The 14279-nt window shown below is 52.0% G+C and carries 15 protein-coding genes; all 15 read left to right on the top strand.

The features are described 5' to 3' along the window. Window positions 1-5: 5 nt before the first annotated feature. The 15 genes from pdxB to hisP all read left to right on the top strand — a co-directional run bounded on the left by pdxB (window position 6) and on the right by hisP (window position 14105). Window positions 6-1142: a 4-phosphoerythronate dehydrogenase PdxB gene (pdxB, locus tag WC5_RS01340; protein WP_000699162.1), complete on the top strand. Its 1137-nt coding sequence runs from the start codon at window positions 6-8 to the stop codon at window positions 1140-1142. A 65-nt stretch (window positions 1143-1207) separates the two neighbouring features. Then, the gene (locus WC5_RS01345; protein ID WP_001289152.1) at window positions 1208-2221 is read left to right on the top strand and encodes an aspartate-semialdehyde dehydrogenase; all 1014 of its coding nucleotides are present in this window, start codon (window positions 1208-1210) and stop codon (window positions 2219-2221) included. Continuing rightward, window positions 2221-3033 carry a tRNA pseudouridine(38-40) synthase TruA gene (truA, locus tag WC5_RS01350; protein ID WP_001283599.1) on the top strand — a complete coding sequence of 271 codons (813 nt, stop codon included), beginning with the start codon at window positions 2221-2223 and terminating at the stop codon, window positions 3031-3033. Before WC5_RS01345 ends, truA begins: the two co-directional genes overlap by 1 nt. Window positions 3034-3115: 82 nt before the next feature. Then, window positions 3116-3775, top strand: coding sequence for a DedA family protein (locus WC5_RS01355; protein ID WP_000364335.1), 660 nt, complete (start codon window positions 3116-3118; stop codon window positions 3773-3775). 153 nt (window positions 3776-3928) lie between these two features. Next, window positions 3929-4843 (top strand): acetyl-CoA carboxylase, carboxyltransferase subunit beta, encoded by a 915-nt coding sequence (gene accD, locus WC5_RS01360; protein WP_000118402.1) that lies wholly within the window; start codon window positions 3929-3931, stop codon window positions 4841-4843. Window positions 4844-4912: 69 nt separating this feature from the next. Further along, window positions 4913-6181, top strand: a complete 1269-nt coding sequence (gene folC / locus WC5_RS01365) for a bifunctional tetrahydrofolate synthase/dihydrofolate synthase (RefSeq protein WP_000584560.1) — start codon at window positions 4913-4915, stop codon at window positions 6179-6181. Continuing rightward, window positions 6171-6833, top strand: a complete 663-nt coding sequence (gene dedD / locus WC5_RS01370) for a cell division protein DedD (protein ID WP_000146985.1) — start codon at window positions 6171-6173, stop codon at window positions 6831-6833. Before folC ends, dedD begins: the two co-directional genes overlap by 11 nt. Before the next feature lie 247 nt (window positions 6834-7080). Further along, window positions 7081-7569 carry a colicin V production protein gene (cvpA, locus tag WC5_RS01375; RefSeq protein ID WP_000262106.1) on the top strand — a complete coding sequence of 163 codons (489 nt, stop codon included), beginning with the start codon at window positions 7081-7083 and terminating at the stop codon, window positions 7567-7569. 36 nt (window positions 7570-7605) lie between these two features. Next, the gene (gene purF, locus WC5_RS01380; RefSeq protein WP_000334206.1) at window positions 7606-9123 is read left to right on the top strand and encodes an amidophosphoribosyltransferase; all 1518 of its coding nucleotides are present in this window, start codon (window positions 7606-7608) and stop codon (window positions 9121-9123) included. A 94-nt stretch (window positions 9124-9217) separates the two neighbouring features. After that, window positions 9218-9787, top strand: a complete 570-nt coding sequence (ubiX, locus tag WC5_RS01385) for a flavin prenyltransferase UbiX (RefSeq protein WP_000825675.1) — start codon at window positions 9218-9220, stop codon at window positions 9785-9787. A 263-nt stretch (window positions 9788-10050) separates the two neighbouring features. Beyond that, a complete protein-coding gene (gene argT / locus WC5_RS01390; RefSeq protein ID WP_000748253.1) occupies window positions 10051-10833 on the top strand; it encodes a lysine/arginine/ornithine ABC transporter substrate-binding protein ArgT in 783 nt (260 codons plus the stop codon). Window positions 10834-11052: 219 nt separating this feature from the next. Then, window positions 11053-11835 (top strand): histidine ABC transporter substrate-binding protein HisJ, encoded by a 783-nt coding sequence (hisJ, locus tag WC5_RS01395; RefSeq protein ID WP_000737621.1) that lies wholly within the window; start codon window positions 11053-11055, stop codon window positions 11833-11835. 89 nt (window positions 11836-11924) lie between these two features. Further along, window positions 11925-12611 (top strand): histidine ABC transporter permease HisQ, encoded by a 687-nt coding sequence (gene hisQ / locus WC5_RS01400; protein WP_000965518.1) that lies wholly within the window; start codon window positions 11925-11927, stop codon window positions 12609-12611. Next, window positions 12608-13324: an ABC transporter permease gene (locus WC5_RS01405; protein ID WP_000569955.1), complete on the top strand. Its 717-nt coding sequence runs from the start codon at window positions 12608-12610 to the stop codon at window positions 13322-13324. Before hisQ ends, WC5_RS01405 begins: the two co-directional genes overlap by 4 nt. 7 nt (window positions 13325-13331) lie before the next feature. Further along, window positions 13332-14105, top strand: coding sequence for a histidine ABC transporter ATP-binding protein HisP (gene hisP / locus WC5_RS01410; protein ID WP_001293616.1), 774 nt, complete (start codon window positions 13332-13334; stop codon window positions 14103-14105). Window positions 14106-14279 lie beyond the last annotated feature (174 nt).

Here is a 14279-nt window from a genome sequence, read left to right as displayed (position 1 = left end):
CAAACGTGAAAATCCTTGTTGATGAAAATATGCCTTATGCCCGCGAATTATTTAGCCGTCTGGGTGAGGTGAAAGCGGTTCCGGGGCGTCCAATTCCAGTCGCTGAACTGGATGATGCAGATGCGCTGATGGTGCGTTCAGTCACAAAAGTGAACGCGTCGCTGCTGACGGGGAAACTGGTAAAATTTGTTGGCACTGCCACGGCAGGGACAGACCATGTTGATGAGGCATGGTTGAAGCAGACGGGAATTGGTTTTTCTGCGGCACCTGGCTGTAATGCGATTGCGGTAGTGGAATACGTTTTCTCGTCATTACTGATGCTTGCCGAACGCGATGGATTTTCACTGCATGACCGTACCGTGGGGATCGTGGGCGTCGGTAATGTCGGTCGTCGATTACAGGCGCGGCTGGAGGCGTTGGGGATTAAAACCTTGCTTTGCGATCCGCCACGCGCCGATCGTGGGGATGAGGGAGATTTCCGTTCTCTTGATGAGCTGGTTCAGCACGCGGATATTCTGACTTTCCATACACCGCTCTTTAAAGATGGGCCGTACAAAACGCTACATCTGGCGGATGAAAAATTGATCCGCCGCCTGAAGCCAGGGACTATTTTGATTAACGCTTGCCGTGGCGCGGTCGTTGATAATACCGCGTTATTGACTTGCCTGAACAAAGGCCAGAAGTTAAGCGTGGTGCTGGATGTCTGGGAAGGGGAGCCGGAACTCAACGTAGAACTGTTGAAGAAAGTGGATATCGGCACGCCGCATATCGCCGGTTATACCCTGGAAGGAAAAGCGCGCGGAACCACACAAGTATTTGAAGCATACAGCAAATTTATTGGTCATGAGCAGCACGTTGCGCTGGATACCTTATTGCCAACGCCAGAGTTTGGTCGCATTACGCTGCATGGCTCGCTCGATCAGCCAACGCTGAAAAGGCTGGTGCATTTGGTGTATGATGTGCGCCGCGATGACGCACCGCTGCGTAAAGTCGCCGGGATACCGGGTGAGTTTGATAAACTGCGCAAAAACTACCTTGAGCGCCGTGAATGGTCGTCTCTGTATGTGATCTGTGATGACGCCAGCGCGGCGGCATTACTGTGTAAACTGGGTTTTAACGCCGTTCATCATCCGGCACGTTAATCTCTTCTTCATGCTCTCTGCTGTAATATTGGCAGGGAGCTTTGCTATTTCTGGAGTAAACCACCATGTCTGAAGGCTGGAACATTGCCGTCCTGGGCGCAACTGGCGCTGTGGGCGAAGCCCTGCTTGAAACGCTGGCTGAACGTCAGTTCCCGGTTGGGGAAATTTATGCACTGGCACGTAACGAAAGCGCAGGTGAACATCTGCGCTTTGGTGGTAAGACAATCACCGTGCAGGATGCCGCTGAATTTGACTGGACGCAGGCGCAACTTGCATTTTTTGTCGCAGGCAAAGAAGCGACCGCTGCCTGGGTTGAAGAAGCGACCAACGCGGGTTGTCTGGTGATCGACAGCAGCGGATTGTTTGCTCTCGAACCCGACGTACCGCTGGTGGTGCCGGAAGTGAATCCTTTTGTACTGACGGACTACCGTAATCGCAACGTTATTGCTGTTCCTGATAGCCTGACCAGTCAGTTACTGGCAGCACTGAAACCGTTAATCGATCAAGGCGGTTTGTCTCGTATCAGCGTCACCAGCCTGATTTCTGCCTCCGCCCAGGGTAAAAAAGCGGTCGATGCGTTAGCAGGGCAGAGCGCGAAATTGCTCAACGGTATTCCGATTGATGAAGAAGATTTCTTTGGTCGTCAGCTGGCGTTCAACATGCTACCCCTGTTGCCGGATCGCGAAGGTAGCGTGCGCGAAGAACGCCGTATCGTCGATGAAGTGCGCAAAATCATGCAGGACGAAGGACTGATGATTTCGGCAAGCGTCGTCCAGGCACCGGTATTTTATGGTCATGCTCAGATGGTCAACTTTGAAGCACTGCGTCCGCTGGCGGCGGAAGAAGCGCGTGATGCGTTTGCTCAAAGCGAAGATATTGAGCTTTCTGAAGAGAATGAATTTCCAACGCAGGTGGGCGATGCTTCCGGGTCGCCGCATCTTTCTGTTGGTTGCGTGCGTAATGACTATGGTATGCCGGAACAAATTCAGTTCTGGTCGGTGGCTGATAACGTTCGCTTTGGCGGCGCATTGATGGCAGTGAAGATCGCTGAAAAACTGGTGCAGGAGTACCTGTACTAATGTCCGACCAGCAACAACCGCCAGTTTATAAAATTGCGCTGGGCATTGAGTACGACGGCAGCAGATATTACGGCTGGCAACGGCAGAACGAAGTTCGCAGCGTGCAGGAGAAGCTGGAAAAGGCGCTCTCGCAGGTGGCGAACGAACCGATCACCGTCTTCTGCGCCGGGCGTACCGACGCAGGCGTACACGGCACCGGGCAGGTTGTGCATTTCGAAACCACCGCGCAGCGTAAAGACGCTGCGTGGACGTTGGGCGTAAATGCGAATTTACCTGGTGACATCGCCGTTCGTTGGGTTAAAGCTGTACCCGATGATTTTCATGCCCGATTTAGCGCCACGGCTCGCCGTTATCGCTACATCATCTACAATCATCGGCTGCGCCCGGCAGTACTGAGTAAAGGGGTAACCCACTTTTACGAACCGCTGGACGCCGAACGGATGCATCGGGCTGCGCAATGTCTGCTGGGCGAGAATGATTTCACCTCGTTTCGCGCGGTGCAGTGCCAGTCCCGAACGCCGTGGCGCAATGTTATGCATATCAACGTCACGCGTCACGGTCCTTATGTGGTGGTGGATATCAAAGCGAATGCCTTTGTACACCATATGGTGAGGAATATTGTTGGCAGCCTGATGGAAGTCGGTGCCCACAACCAGCCAGAGAGCTGGATAACAGAGCTGTTGGCGGCAAAGGACAGAACGCTGGCGGCAGCAACGGCGAAAGCGGAAGGTCTGTATCTGGTTGCGGTGGATTACCCTGACCGATTTGATCTTCCAAAGCCGCCAATGGGCCCGCTATTTCTGGCGGACTAATGAGAATAATGCTCTGAACATTTCAGGCCGTAGCCAACGCAGTTACGGCCTGAAAGAGTAAGAGCAAAAGGCATAGGCAATTATGGACCTGATTTATTTCCTCATCGATTTTATCCTGCACATTGATGTGCATCTGGCGGAGCTGGTCGCAGAGTATGGCGTCTGGGTTTATGCCATCCTGTTTTTGATTTTGTTCTGTGAAACCGGTCTGGTGGTGACACCGTTTCTGCCGGGAGATTCGCTGCTGTTTGTCGCTGGAGCACTGGCTTCGCTTGAAACCAACGATCTCAATGTTCATATGATGGTCGTACTGATGTTAATTGCCGCGATTGTTGGTGATGCAGTTAACTACACCATCGGACGGTTGTTCGGGGAGAAATTATTCAGTAATCCGAACTCGAAAATTTTCCGTCGTAGCTATCTCGACAAAACGCATCAGTTTTATGAGAAACACGGCGGCAAAACCATTATTCTCGCCCGTTTTGTGCCGATCGTCAGAACGTTCGCCCCGTTTGTTGCGGGGATGGGCCACATGTCGTACCGTCATTTCGCCGCTTACAATGTGATCGGCGCGCTGTTATGGGTACTGCTTTTTACCTACGCAGGCTATTTCTTCGGTACAATCCCAATGGTTCAGGATAACCTTAAGCTGCTGATCGTCGGGATTATTGTGGTTTCCATATTGCCGGGCGTCATCGAAATTATCCGTCACAAACGCGCTGCGGCACGCGCCGCAAAATAAAGTAACTCGGCGGTTCGACCACTTTTTTATCCAAAGTTTCGGGCTGTTATGTTTTAATGTGCAACATTGATGGTCTGTTGGGGGCAAAAATGGCATTATGCGTCCCCAAAGATAAAACTGGCATCGAACCAGGTTCAGACAGAAAGGTCCCTAATGAGCTGGATTGAACGAATTAAAAGCAACATTACTCCCACCCGCAAGGCAAGCATTCCTGAAGGTGTGTGGACTAAGTGTGATAGCTGCGGTCAGGTTTTATACCGTGCAGAGCTGGAACGTAATCTTGAGGTCTGTCCGAAGTGTGACCATCACATGCGTATGACGGCGCGTAATCGCCTGCATAGCCTGTTAGATGAAGGAAGCCTTGTGGAGCTGGGTAGCGAGCTTGAGCCGAAAGATGTGCTGAAGTTCCGTGACTCCAAAAAGTATAAAGATCGTCTGGCATCAGCACAGAAAGAAACCGGCGAAAAAGACGCGCTGGTAGTAATGAAAGGCACCCTGTATGGAATGCCGGTCGTTGCTGCTGCCTTCGAATTTGCCTTTATGGGCGGTTCAATGGGATCCGTAGTGGGTGCTCGTTTTGTGCGTGCCGTTGAGCAGGCGCTGGAAGACAACTGCCCACTTATCTGCTTTTCCGCCTCTGGTGGCGCACGTATGCAAGAGGCGCTGATGTCGCTGATGCAGATGGCGAAAACCTCTGCGGCGCTGGCGAAAATGCAAGAGCGCGGTCTGCCGTACATTTCCGTACTGACCGATCCGACCATGGGCGGCGTTTCTGCAAGTTTCGCGATGCTTGGCGATCTCAATATTGCTGAACCGAAAGCGTTGATCGGCTTTGCCGGCCCGCGTGTTATTGAACAGACCGTTCGCGAAAAACTGCCGCCGGGATTCCAGCGCAGTGAGTTCCTGATCGAAAAAGGCGCGATCGACATGATCGTCCGCCGTCCGGAAATGCGCCTGAAACTGGCGAGCATTCTGGCGAAGCTGATGAATCTGCCAGCGCCAAATCCTGAAGCGCCACGTGAAGGTGAAGTGGTGCCACCAGCACCGGATCAGGAACCTGAGGCCTGATAACTGATAAGGGCAGGGCCACTGGCTCTGCCCTTTTGCTATTATCCCCGTAATGAATCAGCGGATACCATGATTATCAAACGCACACCTCAAGCCGCGTCGCCTTTGGCTTCGTGGCTTTCTTATCTGGAAAACCTGCACAGTAAGACTATCGATCTCGGCCTTGAGCGCGTAAGCCAGGTGGCAGCGCGTCTCGGCGTTCTGAAACCAGCACCGTTTGTGTTTACCGTTGCGGGTACTAATGGCAAAGGCACAACCTGCCGCACGCTGGAATCGATACTCATGGCGGCAGGGTACAAAGTGGGTGTTTACAGTTCGCCGCATCTGGTGCGTTATACCGAGCGCGTTCGTGTACAGGGTCAGGAACTACCAGAATCGGCCCACACCGCCTCTTTTGCTGAGATTGAATCGGCACGCGGTGATATTTCCCTGACCTATTTTGAATTCGGCACGTTGTCGGCGCTGTGGCTGTTTAAACAGGCGCAACTTGATGTGGTAATTCTGGAAGTGGGGCTGGGTGGTCGTCTGGATGCCACCAATATTGTCGATGCTGATGTAGCCGTGGTGACCAGCATTGCGCTGGATCATACCGACTGGCTGGGGCCAGATCGCGAAAGCATTGGTCGCGAGAAAGCAGGGATCTTCCGCAGTGAAAGACCGGCGATCGTTGGTGAACCTGAAATGCCGTACACCATCGCCGATGTGGCGCATGAGAAGGGCGCACTGTTGCGACGTCGAGGCGTAGAGTGGAATTATTCCGTCAGCGACCATGACTGGTCGTTTACCGACGCACACGGTACGCTGGAAAACCTGCCGTTACCGCTTGTCCCACAACCGAATGCCGCAACGGCGCTGGCGGCGCTGCGTGCCAGCGGCCTGGAGGTCAGTGAGCAGGCAATTCGCGATGGTATTGCCAGCGCAATTTTGCCGGGACGTTTCCAGATTGTGAGCGAGTCGCCACGCGTCATTTTTGATGTCGCCCATAATCCCCATGCGGCAGAATATCTTACCGGGCGTATGAAAGCGTTACCGAAAAACGGGCGCGTACTGGCAGTAATCGGTATGCTACATGATAAAGATATTGCTGGGACATTGGCCTGGTTGAAAAGCGTGGTGGATGACTGGTATTGTGCGCCACTGGAAGGGCCGCGCGGTGCCACGGCAGAACAACTGCTTGAGCATTTGGGTAACGGCAAATCATTTGATAGCGTTGCGCAGGCATGGGATGCTGCAATGGCGGACGCTAAACCGGAAGATACCGTGCTGGTGTGTGGTTCATTCCACACGGTCGCACATGTCATGGAAGTGATTGACGCGAGGAGAAGCGGTGGCGAGTAAGTTTCAGAATCGGTTAGTTGGCACAATAGTGCTGGTGGCGCTGGGAGTGATTGTGCTGCCAGGGCTGCTGGACGGGCAGAAAAAACATTATCAGGATGAGTTCGCGGCAATCCCGCTGGTGCCTAAAGCGGGCGATCGCGATGAGCCTGATATGATGCCAGCCGCTACCCAGGCATTGCCGACACAGCCGCCTGAAGGGGCTGCAGAGGAGGTGCGTGCGGGCGATGCTGCGGCACCTTCGCTCGATCCGGCAATTATTGCGGCCAATAATACCGAGTTTGAACCGGAACCTGCACCGGTCGCTCCACCGAAACCAAAACCGGTGGAGCCGCCTAAGCCGAAAGTAGAAGCACCGCCTGCGCCGAAGCCAGAACCGAAACCGGTCGTGGAGGAAAAAGCTGAACCGACGGGTAAAGCGTATGTTGTGCAACTGGGCGCGCTGAAAAATGCCGACAAAGTGAATGAGATTGTTGGTAAATTGCGCGGTGCGGGATACCGGGTTTATACGTCGCCGTCAACGCCAGTACAGGGTAAAATTACCCGTATTCTGGTTGGGCCGGATGCTTCGAAAGAGAAGCTGAAAGGCTCGCTGGGTGAGCTGAAGCAACTTTCTGGCTTAAGCGGCGTGGTAATGGGCTATACGCCGAATTAATACGGTTTTGCCTGATGCGATCTTATCAGGCCCGAACAGGAGCAGCCCTGTAGGTCGGATAAGGCGTTCACGCCGCATCCGACACGTATTGCCCGATGCCGCAAAGGCAAAAAAACCGATGGCGTTGAATATTTTTTCAGCGCCATTTTTATTGATGCGCGGGAAGGAAATCCCTACGCAAACGTTTTCTTTTTCTGTTAGAATGCGCCCCGAACAGGATGACAGGGCGTAAAATCGTGGGACACATATGGTCTGGATTGATTACGCCATAATCGCGGTGATTGCTTTTTCCTCTCTGGTTAGCCTGATCCGTGGCTTTGTTCGTGAAGCGTTATCGCTGGTGACATGGGGTTGTGCTTTCTTTGTCGCCAGTCATTACTACACTTACCTGTCACCCTGGTTTACGGGCTTTGAAGACGAACTGGTTCGAAATGGGATTGCCATCGCGGTACTGTTTATTGCCACGCTTATCGTTGGCGCTATCGTGAACTTCGTGATAGGCCAGCTAGTGGAGAAAACAGGGTTGTCAGGCACCGATCGGGTGCTGGGCGTCTGTTTCGGTGCGTTGCGTGGTGTGCTGATTGTTGCTGCCATTCTTTTCTTTCTCGACTCCTTTACCGGAGTGTCGAAAAGCGAAGACTGGAGCAAATCACAGCTGATCCCGCAGTTCAGTTTTATCATCAGATGGTTTTTTGATTATCTGCAAAGCTCGTCAAGTTTCTTGCCCAGGATCTAACGGTTCTGAGATGTGGCTTAACGAGGAAAAAGACGTATGTGCGGTATTGTCGGTATCGCCGGTGTTATGCCGGTTAACCAATCGATTTATGATGCCTTAACGGTGCTTCAGCATCGCGGTCAGGATGCCGCTGGCATCATCACCATTGATGCCAATAACTGCTTCCGTTTGCGTAAAGCGAACGGTCTGGTGAGCGATATATTTGAAGCTCGCCATATGCAGCGTTTGCAGGGCAATATGGGCATTGGTCATGTGCGTTACCCTACGGCTGGCAGCTCCAGCGCCTCTGAAGCACAGCCGTTTTACGTTAACTCCCCGTATGGCATCACGCTTGCCCATAATGGCAATCTGACTAACGCTCACGAGTTGCGTAAAAAGCTGTTTGAAGAAAAACGCCGCCACATCAACACCACTTCCGACTCGGAAATTCTGCTCAATATCTTCGCCAGCGAACTGGATAACTTTCGTCATTACCCGCTGGAAGCCGACAACATTTTTGCCGCCATTGCCGCCACAAACCGCTTAATCCGAGGCGCGTATGCCTGTGTGGCGATGATTATCGGCCACGGTATGGTCGCGTTTCGCGATCCTAACGGCATTCGTCCGCTGGTGTTAGGGAAGCGCGATATTGATGAGAATCGCACAGAATATATGGTCGCTTCTGAAAGCGTTGCGCTCGACACCCTGGGCTTTGAGTTCCTGCGTGATGTCGCACCTGGTGAAGCGATTTACATCACTGAAGACGGACAGTTGTTTACCCGCCAGTGTGCCGACAATCCGGTCAGCAATCCGTGCCTGTTTGAGTATGTTTACTTCGCCCGCCCGGACTCGTTCATCGACAAAATTTCCGTTTACAGCGCCCGCGTCAATATGGGAACGAAACTTGGCGAAAAAATTGCCCGTGAATGGGAAGATCTGGATATCGACGTGGTTATTCCAATCCCGGAAACTTCCTGCGATATCGCGCTGGAAATCGCTCGAATTCTGGGTAAACCGTACCGCCAGGGCTTCGTCAAAAACCGCTATGTTGGCCGCACCTTTATCATGCCGGGTCAGCAGCTGCGCCGTAAGTCTGTGCGCCGTAAACTGAACGCCAACCGCGCCGAGTTCCGTGATAAAAACGTCCTGCTGGTTGATGACTCCATCGTCCGTGGCACCACTTCTGAGCAGATTATCGAGATGGCACGCGAAGCCGGAGCGAAGAAAGTTTACCTCGCCTCTGCGGCACCGGAAATTCGCTTCCCGAACGTTTATGGTATTGATATGCCGAGCGCCACGGAGCTTATCGCCCACGGTCGTGAAGTGGATGAAATTCGCCAGATCATTGGTGCTGACGGGCTTATCTTCCAGGATCTCAACGATCTGATCGAAGCCGTTCGCGCTGAAAACCCGGATATCCAGCAGTTTGAATGCTCGGTGTTCAACGGCGTCTACGTCACCAAAGATGTTGATCAGGGCTACCTCGATTTCCTCGATACTTTACGTAATGACGACGCCAAAGCGGTGCAGCGCCAGAACGAAGTAGAAAATCTGGAAATGCATAACGAAGGATGACGCCTTCACGCAGGGTGCCGGTCTGGCACCCTGACTTGCAACTCCCGCCGAAATCCTGCAAAGTCTGCCTGCAAGTCTGACAGGGCAACTATTTATGAAACGACTCATTGTAGGCATCAGCGGTGCCAGCGGCGCGATTTATGGCGTGCGTTTATTACAGATTCTGCGCGATGTCGCAGATGTTGAAACGCATCTGGTGATGAGCCAGGCGGCGCGCCAGACCTTATCCCTCGAAACGGATTTTTCCCTGCGCGAGGTGCAAGCGTTAGCCGATGTGACGCACGATGCGCGCGATATTGCTGCCAGCATTTCTTCCGGTTCTTTCCAGACGTTGGGGATGGTGATTTTACCCTGTTCAATCAAAACCCTTTCCGGCATTGTCCATAGCTATACCGATGGTTTACTGACCCGTGCGGCAGACGTGGTGCTGAAAGAGCGTCGCCCGTTGGTGCTCTGCGTGCGTGAAACACCATTGCACTTAGGCCACCTGCGGTTAATGACTCAGGCGGCGGAAATTGGTGCGGTGATTATGCCTCCCGTTCCGGCGTTTTATCATCGCCCACAATCGCTTGATGATGTCATAAATCAGACGGTTAACCGTGTACTTGACCAGTTTGCGATAACCCTTCCCGAAGATCTCTTTGCCCGCTGGCAGGGCGTATAACTTTGCTGTTGCCCTGTTTCAGGGCAATTTTGCAACCGCGATCAAATCCTCGACATTTTGTTCCTGTCATTGAATCGAAACGCTGCGATTGAACCGTCATACCTGCTATCTTCAACTTCAGGACAATAACGCAACGTCTTATTAACATATTTAACATCGAATGTTTCTGCTGTCGGCAAGATGGCATAAGACCTGCATGAAAGAGCCTGCAACACACAACACAATACACAACATAAAAAAGCCATTTCACTTGAGGGTTATGTATGAAGAAGTCGATTCTCGCTCTGTCTTTGTTAGTCGGTCTCTCCGCAGCGGCTTCCAGCTATGCGGCGCTGCCGGAGACGGTACGTATCGGAACGGATACCACCTATGCACCGTTCTCATCGAAAGATGCCAAAGGTGACTTTGTTGGCTTTGATATCGATCTCGGTAACGAGATGTGCAAACGGATGCAGGTGAAATGTACCTGGGTTGCCAGTGACTTTGATGCGCTGATCCCCTCACTGAAAGCGAAAAAAATCGACGCCATTATTTCGTCGCTCTCCATTACCGATAAACGTCAGCAGGAGATTGCCTTCTCCGACAAGCTGTACGCCGCAGATTCTCGTTTGATTGCCGCCAAAGGTTCGCCGATCCAGCCGACGCTGGATTCACTGAAAGGTAAACATGTTGGCGTGCTGCAAGGCTCCACCCAGGAAGCGTATGCTAATGACAACTGGCGCAGTAAAGGCGTCGATGTGGTGGCCTATGCTAACCAGGATTTGGTCTATTCCGATCTGGATGCAGGTCGTCTGGATGCCGCTCTGCAGGATGAAGTGGCTGCCAGCGAAGGTTTCCTCAAGCAACCCGCCGGTAAAGAGTTCGCCTTTGCTGGCTCATCAGTGAAAGACAAAAAATACTTCGGTGATGGTACAGGCGTAGGGCTACGTAAAGATGATGCCGAACTGAAAGCCGCCTTTGATAAGGCGCTTGGCGAACTGCGTCAGGACGGCACCTACGACAAGATGGCGAAAAAGTATTTCGACTTTAATGTCTATGGTGACTGATACGTCGCAGGGAAGTAGCGCCTGATGGGGAATCATCATGGTGCACGCCAGGTTTGTTGCACTATCGTGGTGCATTGAAATGCATACTTAAGCATTTTTAATGAAAAATAATACGTCTAACGGGGCGGGATATTTTGCCTTGATGGTCAATTTTATGGCACGATAAGTGTAACAAACCTGTAAATATTCCCTATAAAAAGACTGTCAGTTGAGGACATTATGAAAAAACTGGTGCTATCGCTCTCTCTGGTTCTGGCCTTCTCCAGCGCAACTGCAGCGTTTGCTGCGATCCCGCAAAACATCCGCATCGGCACCGATCCGACCTATGCGCCATTTGAATCAAAAAATTCACAAGGCGAACTGGTTGGCTTCGATATCGATCTGGCGAAGGAGTTGTGCAAGCGCATCAATACGCAATGTACGTTTGTCGAAAACCCGCTGGATGCGTTAATCCCGTCCTTAAAAGCGAAGAAGATTGACGCCATCATGTCATCGCTTTCCATTACGGAAAAACGTCAGCAAGAAATTGCCTTCACCGACAAACTGTACGCTGCCGATTCTCGTCTGGTGGTGGCGAAAAATTCCGACATTCAGCCGACAGTCGAGTCGCTGAAAGGCAAACGGGTAGGCGTATTGCAGGGCACCACCCAGGAGACGTTCGGTAATGAACACTGGGCACCAAAAGGCATTGAAATCGTCTCGTATCAGGGGCAGGACAACATTTATTCTGACCTGACTGCCGGACGTATTGATGCCGCGTTCCAGGATGAGGTCGCTGCCAGCGAAGGTTTCCTCAAACAACCCGTCGGTAAAGATTACAAATTCGGTGGTCCGTCTGTTAAAGATGAAAAACTGTTTGGCGTAGGGACCGGCATGGGCCTGCGTAAAGAAGATAACGAATTGCGCGAGGCACTGAACAAAGCCTTTGCCGAAATGCGCGCTGACGGTACTTACGAGAAATTAGCGAAAAAGTACTTCGATTTTGATGTTTATGGTGGTTAATCGCCATCGGTGAAAGAAAGCCCGCTCCCTTCGGGTAACCGGAGGGAGACAAGAGGCGGTAATTCACCACACACGACAGGACAGGCAGCATGTTGTATGGGTTTTCAGGTGTTATTTTACAGGGTGCGCTCGTCACGCTGGAGCTGGCGATCAGCTCTGTAGTGCTCGCTGTAATCATCGGTTTAATTGGCGCTGGCGGTAAGCTCTCGCAAAATCGGCTTTCGGGGCTGATTTTCGAAGGGTACACCACGCTGATTCGTGGCGTGCCGGACTTGGTGTTGATGCTGCTGATTTTCTACGGTTTGCAGATTGCGCTAAACACGGTGACGGAGGCGATGGGCGTCGGGCAGATTGATATCGATCCGATGGTCGCTGGTATTATCACTCTCGGTTTTATCTACGGTGCTTATTTTACCGAAACGTTCCGTGGTGCTTTTATGGCAGTGCCGAAAGGGCATATAGAGGCGGCGACGGCGTTTGGTTTTACTCGTGGGCAAGTGTTTCGGCGGATCATGTTTCCGGCGATGATGCGTTACGCCCTGCCGGGGATTGGCAACAACTGGCAGGTGATCCTTAAATCTACCGCTCTGGTTTCGTTACTCGGCCTGGAAGATGTGGTCAAAGCCACGCAACTTGCGGGTAAAAGTACCTGGGAACCGTTCTATTTCGCCATCGTCTGTGGCGTGATTTACCTGGTTTTCACCACCGTTTCCAATGGTGTGCTGCTGTTCCTTGAGCGCCGCTACTCCGTGGGTGTGAAGAGGGCTGACCTGTGATCGAAATCTTACATGAATACTGGAAACCGCTGCTGTGGACCGACGGTTATCGCTTTACTGGTGTGGCGATCACTCTGTGGCTGCTTATTTTGTCGGTAGTGATAGGCGGAGTCCTGGCGCTGTTTCTGGCGATTGGTCGTGTCTCAAGTAATAAATACATCCAGTTTCCAATCTGGTTATTTACCTATATTTTTCGCGGTACGCCGCTGTATGTTCAGTTGCTGGTGTTCTATTCCGGCATGTACACGCTGGAGATTGTTAAGGGCACCGAGTTCCTTAACGCCTTTTTCCGCAGTGGCCTGAACTGTACCGTGCTGGCGCTGACGCTTAACACCTGCGCTTACACTACCGAGATTTTTGCCGGGGCAATTCGTTCAGTGCCGCATGGGGAAATTGAAGCCGCCAGAGCCTATGGCTTCTCGACCTTTAAAATGTATCGCTGCATTATTTTGCCTTCTGCGCTGCGTATTGCGTTACCGGCATACAGCAACGAAGTGATCCTGATGCTGCACTCTACTGCGCTGGCTTTCACCGCCACGGTGCCGGATCTGCTGAAAATTGCTCGCGATATCAACGCCGCCACTTATCAACCATTTACCGCCTTCGGCATTGCCGCTGTGCTCTATTTTATTATCTCTTATGTCCTGATAAGCCTGTTCCGTAAAGCGGAAAAACGCTGGTTGCAGCATGTGAAACCTTCTTCAACGCACTGAGAATACGATGTCCGAGAATAAATTAAACGTTATCGATTTGCACAAACGCTACGGCGAACATGAAGTGCTGAAAGGGGTTTCCCTGCAGGCGAACGCCGGAGATGTGATAAGCATCATCGGGTCGTCGGGATCGGGGAAAAGTACCTTTTTGCGATGCATTAACTTCCTCGAAAAGCCGAGCGAAGGATCGATCGTGGTTAATGGTCAGACGATCAATCTGGTGCGTGACAAAGACGGTCAACTCAAAGTCGCCGATAAAAATCAGCTGCGCTTACTGCGCACACGCCTGACCATGGTGTTCCAGCACTTCAATCTCTGGAGCCATATGACGGTACTGGAAAACGTCATGGAAGCGCCGATTCAGGTGTTGGGCCTGAGCAAGCAGGAAGCTCGCGAGCGGGCGGTGAAGTATCTGGCGAAAGTCGGCATAGACGAACGTGCGCAGGGTAAATACCCGGTGCACCTGTCCGGTGGTCAGCAACAGCGTGTTTCCATCGCAAGGGCGCTGGCAATGGAACCGGAAGTTCTGCTGTTTGATGAACCTACCTCGGCGCTCGATCCTGAACTGGTAGGCGAGGTGTTGCGTATTATGCAGCAGCTCGCAGAAGAGGGGAAAACGATGGTTGTAGTGACCCACGAAATGGGCTTTGCCCGCCACGTCTCCACGCATGTAATTTTTCTTCATCAAGGGAAAATTGAAGAAGAGGGTACGCCAGAAAAGTTATTCGGCAACCCGCAAAGTCCGCGTCTGCAACAGTTCCTTAAGGGATCGCTAAAATAATTATCTCTCCGGTGGCTAATGCTGCCGGTGTATTTTTAGGGGGAATTTGCGAGTCAGCTTCCGCTGAAATGTAAAAGTTGCAGTCCGCTAAAAATACTTCTGAATTCGCTGTCCAAAGATAAAAACTGCCTGCTGCATTGGGTGTTAATCGTGGTTATTGTCGCGTCATCTTAA

Origin of the sequence: Escherichia sp. KTE114, from assembly GCF_000407765.1 — a bacterium.
GTDB lineage: Bacteria > Pseudomonadota > Gammaproteobacteria > Enterobacterales > Enterobacteriaceae > Escherichia > Escherichia ruysiae.
This window is presented reverse-complemented; position numbering and strand designations above follow the sequence as displayed.

What these genes read in the sequence shown, in the direction of transcription:
- WC5_RS01345 (WP_001289152.1), top strand. Translation starts at nt 1,208, where the DNA reads ATGTCTGAAGGCTGGAACATTGCCGTCCTGGGCGCAACTGGCGCTGTG.
- truA (WP_001283599.1), top strand. Translation starts at nt 2,221, where the DNA reads ATGTCCGACCAGCAACAACCGCCAGTTTATAAAATTGCGCTGGGCATT.
- WC5_RS01355 (WP_000364335.1), top strand. Translation starts at nt 3,116, where the DNA reads ATGGACCTGATTTATTTCCTCATCGATTTTATCCTGCACATTGATGTG.
- accD (WP_000118402.1), top strand. Translation starts at nt 3,929, where the DNA reads ATGAGCTGGATTGAACGAATTAAAAGCAACATTACTCCCACCCGCAAG.
- folC (WP_000584560.1), top strand. Translation starts at nt 4,913, where the DNA reads ATGATTATCAAACGCACACCTCAAGCCGCGTCGCCTTTGGCTTCGTGG.
- cvpA (WP_000262106.1), top strand. Translation starts at nt 7,081, where the DNA reads ATGGTCTGGATTGATTACGCCATAATCGCGGTGATTGCTTTTTCCTCT.
- purF (WP_000334206.1), top strand. Translation starts at nt 7,606, where the DNA reads ATGTGCGGTATTGTCGGTATCGCCGGTGTTATGCCGGTTAACCAATCG.
- ubiX (WP_000825675.1), top strand. Translation starts at nt 9,218, where the DNA reads ATGAAACGACTCATTGTAGGCATCAGCGGTGCCAGCGGCGCGATTTAT.
- argT (WP_000748253.1), top strand. Translation starts at nt 10,051, where the DNA reads ATGAAGAAGTCGATTCTCGCTCTGTCTTTGTTAGTCGGTCTCTCCGCA.
- hisJ (WP_000737621.1), top strand. Translation starts at nt 11,053, where the DNA reads ATGAAAAAACTGGTGCTATCGCTCTCTCTGGTTCTGGCCTTCTCCAGC.
- hisQ (WP_000965518.1), top strand. Translation starts at nt 11,925, where the DNA reads ATGTTGTATGGGTTTTCAGGTGTTATTTTACAGGGTGCGCTCGTCACG.
- hisP (WP_001293616.1), top strand. Translation starts at nt 13,332, where the DNA reads ATGTCCGAGAATAAATTAAACGTTATCGATTTGCACAAACGCTACGGC.